Consider the following 2,874-nt stretch of genomic DNA (forward strand, 5'->3'; position numbering starts at 1 on the left):
CGTGGGGGGGGGGGGGGGGGGGGGGGGGGGGGGGGGGGGGGGGGGGGGGGGGGGGGGTTTGGGGGGGGGGGGGTGGGGGGGGGGGGGGGGGGGGGGGTGGGGTGGGGGGGGGGGGGGGGGGGTGGGGGGGGGGGGGGGGGGGGGCCGCCCCCCCCCCCCCCCCCCACCCCCGGCGCCGGTCAGTCCTTCTTGCCGGAGGCGAGTTCGCGGCTGCGGTCGCGGGCGGCTTCGAGGGCGGCGATGAGGGCGGCTCGTACGCCGTGGTTCTCCAGTTCGCGGATGGCGTTGATCGTGGTGCCGGCCGGGGAGGTGACGTTCTCGCGCAGCTTGACGGGGTGTTCACCGCTGTCGCGGAGCATCACGGCGGCGCCGATGGCGGACTGGACGATGAGGTCGTGGGCCTTGTCGCGGGGCAGGCCGAGCAGGATGCCGGCGTCGGTCATGGCCTCGACCAGATAGAAGAAGTACGCGGGGCCGGAGCCGGACAGGGCGGTGCAGGCGTCCTGCTGGCTCTCGGGGACGCGGAGGGTCTTGCCGACGCCACCGAAGATCTCCTCGGCGTGGGCGAGGTGCTGCTCGGTGGCGTGGCTGCCGGCCGAGATGACGGACATGGCCTCGTCGACGAGAGCCGGGGTGTTCGTCATGACGCGGACGACCGGGGTGCCTGCCGCCAGGCGCTCCTCGAAAAAGGAGGTGGGGATACCGGCGGCACCGCTGATGACCAGGCGGTCGGCGGGGACGTGCGGGGCCAGCTCGTCCAGAAGGGTGCCCATGTCCTGCGGCTTGACCGTGAGGATGAGGGTGTCGGCGGTCTTGGCGGCCTCGGTGTTGGGGACCGGGGTGACTCCGTAGCGGGCGCGGAGTTCTTCGGCGCGTTCGGGGCGGCGGGCGGTGACGAGGAGGTCGGCGGGGGCCCAGCCGGCCCGGATCATTCCGCTGAGCAGGGCTTCGCCGATCTTGCCGGTGCCGAGGACTGCGACTTTCTGGCTCATGGGGTTCAGTTTTGCACCGGGGTGAGCCGTGCGGGTCCCGCGTCCGGTGGGCGGAACGGTTGCCGGCGGCGGGTTTCGCCTGCCCGCGCCGGCAGGGTGCCGCGGTGCCTATGCCGTCCGTCGCCGCAGAGTTGCCGCGCCCAGGACCAGCACCAGCAACGCGCACCCGGCCACGATCACGACGTCCCGTACGAAGGTCGCGGTCATGTCGGTGTGGTGCAGGACCTCGTTCATGCCGTCGACGGCGTACGACATCGGCAGGGCGTCGGAGATGGCTGTGAGGGCGGGGTGCATGTCGGACCGGGGAGTGAACAGGCCGCAGAGGAGGAGCTGGGGAAAGATCACCGCGGGCATGAACTGGACCGCCTGGAATTCCGAGGCCGCGAAGGCCGAGACGAAGAGTCCGAGGGCCGTGCCGAGCAGGGCGTCGAGGAGGGCGACCAGGAGGAGCAGCCAAGGTGAGCCGGTGACGTCGAGGCCGAGCAGCCAGACGGCCAGTCCGGTGGCGAGGGCGGACTGGACGATGGCGAGGGCGCCGAAGGCGAGGGCGTAGCCGGCGATGAGGTCGGCCTTGCCGAGGGGCATGGCGAGGAGGCGTTCGAGGGTGCCGGAGGTGCGTTCGCGCAGGGTGGCGATGGAGGTGACCAGGAACATCGTGATCAGCGGGAAGATGCCGAGCAGGGATGCGCCGATGTTGTCGAAGGTGCGGGGGATGGCGTCGAAGACGTAGCGCAGCAGGATCAGCATCAGGCACGGGATGAGGATCAGCAGCGCGATGGTGCGGGGGTCGTGCCGTAGCTGGCGTAGGACGCGGGCGGCGGTGGCGGTGGTGCGCGAGGCGTTGAGCGTGCTGGTGGGGGCGGCGGGTGCGGTCGTGCTCATCGGGTCGTCTCCTGGGCGCGGTGTGCGGCGGCGGCTTCGTCGACGAGGTGGAGGAACGCGGCCTCGACGGTGTCGGTGCCGGTGCGCGTCTGCAGGGCGTCGGGGGTGTCGTCGGCGAGGATCTCGCCCCCGCGCATGAGGAGGAGGCGGTGGCAGCGCTCGGCCTCGTCCATGACGTGGGAGGAGACGAGGAGGGTCGCGCCGCGGGTGGCGGCGATGTCGTGGAAGAGGACCCACAGGTCGCGGCGCAGGACGGGGTCGAGACCGACGGTGGGTTCGTCCAGGACGAGCAGTTCGGGGGCGCCGAGCAGGGCCACGGCCAGGGAGACGCGGCCGCGCTGGCCGCCGGAGAGGTTGCCGGCGAGTGCGTCGGCGTGGCTGGTGAGGTCGACGTCGGCAATGGCGCGGGTGACGTGTTCGTGGCGGCGTTCGGCGGCCGCGCGGCCGGGGTCGAGGATCGCGGCGAAGTACTCGAGGTTCTGGCGGACGGTCAGGTCGTCGTAGACGGAGGGGGCTTGGGTGACGTAGCCGATGCGGCTGCGCAGGGCGGGGTGGCCGGCCGGTCGGCCGAGGACGTTCAGGGTGCCGGTGACCTTGGCCTGGGTGCCGACGATGGCGCGCATGAGGGTGGATTTGCCGCAGCCGGAGGGGCCGAGGAGGCCGGTGATCTGGCCGCGGGGGACGGTGAAACGGAGGTGGTGCAGGACGGTGCGGGGGCCGCGGACGACGGTGAGCTCGTCGGCCTGGACGGCATAATTCATCATGTGATGAATAATTGGCCCGGCAGGCCCGGCCGTCAAGGGCGGTGACGCAGAAACAAGGGCGGTGGGATGGAAAGCGGCGGGCTGCGGCATGGAAGGCGGCGAGGACGGCATGGAAAAGCGGGGGGGGGGGGGGGGGGGGGGGGCAGGGCCGCCATAGAAGACGGGGTGGGGGGGGAGACGGCAAGGATGGGGGGGGGCAAGGAGAGGAAAGTCGTAGAGGTTCCTCCAGAGAGTCG

At 72.4% G+C, this 2,874-nt stretch carries 3 protein-coding genes; all 3 read right to left on the bottom strand.

Going from position 1 to position 2,874, the window contains the following annotated elements; all coding sequences use genetic code 11:
- Positions 1-179 precede the first annotated feature (179 nt).
- Positions 180-992, bottom strand: a complete 813-nt coding sequence (gene proC, locus ACZ7HQ_RS33690; protein ID WP_470998310.1) for a pyrroline-5-carboxylate reductase — start codon at positions 990-992, stop codon at positions 180-182.
- Positions 993-1,100: 108 nt separating this feature from the next.
- The gene (locus ACZ7HQ_RS33695; RefSeq protein ID WP_470998312.1) at positions 1,101-1,874 is read right to left on the bottom strand and encodes an ABC transporter permease; all 774 of its coding nucleotides are present in this window, start codon (positions 1,872-1,874) and stop codon (positions 1,101-1,103) included.
- Positions 1,871-2,638: an ABC transporter ATP-binding protein gene (locus ACZ7HQ_RS33700; protein ID WP_470998315.1), complete on the bottom strand. Its 768-nt coding sequence runs from the start codon at positions 2,636-2,638 to the stop codon at positions 1,871-1,873. Before ACZ7HQ_RS33700 ends, ACZ7HQ_RS33695 begins: the two co-directional genes overlap by 4 nt.
- Between the last annotated feature and the right edge of the window lie 236 nt (positions 2,639-2,874).

It is taken from the genome of Streptomyces sp. NPDC037290 (assembly GCF_055603245.1).

Excerpts from the sequence above, each read along its gene's own strand:
- proC (WP_470998310.1), bottom strand. The coding sequence starts at position 992 with ATGAGCCAGAAAGTCGCAGTCCTCGGCACCGGCAAGATCGGCGAAGCC.
- ACZ7HQ_RS33695 (WP_470998312.1), bottom strand. The coding sequence starts at position 1,874 with ATGAGCACGACCGCACCCGCCGCCCCCACCAGCACGCTCAACGCCTCG.
- ACZ7HQ_RS33700 (WP_470998315.1), bottom strand. The coding sequence starts at position 2,638 with ATGATGAATTATGCCGTCCAGGCCGACGAGCTCACCGTCGTCCGCGGC.